Annotated in this window: 1 protein-coding gene; it reads left to right on the top strand. The window is 40.2% G+C overall.

What is annotated here, in order from left to right:
• Nucleotides 1–331: Rib/alpha-like domain-containing protein (locus HMPREF2867_RS02565; RefSeq protein ID WP_256263054.1), on the top strand; the 331-nt coding region annotated here is incomplete at both ends.

Genomic DNA, 331 nt, shown 5'->3' with positions numbered 1-331 from the left:
TACCAGTTAAGGTAACTGTTAAAGATCCACGTACAGATGCGGATAAGAATACCCCAGTAGCGAAAGATCAAACTGTTAAAGTTGGTGACACACCAGATGCCAAGAATTCAATTGGTAATGTCTCAGATCTTCCAAGTGGTACTACATTTGAATATAAGACACCGGTAGATACAACAACAGTTGGTGAAAAAGACGCAACAGTTGTTGTTACTTATCCAGATGGTTCTAAGGATGAAGTACCAGTTAAGGTTACTGTAGCCGCAAATCCAACTCAAGCTGATGTAAATACTCCTGTAGCTAAGGATCAAACGGTTAACGTTGGTGAAACACC

Source organism: Streptococcus sp. HMSC064H09, assembly GCF_001812625.1.
In the GTDB taxonomy this organism is placed as follows: domain Bacteria; phylum Bacillota; class Bacilli; order Lactobacillales; family Streptococcaceae; genus Streptococcus.
This window is presented reverse-complemented; position numbering and strand designations above follow the sequence as displayed.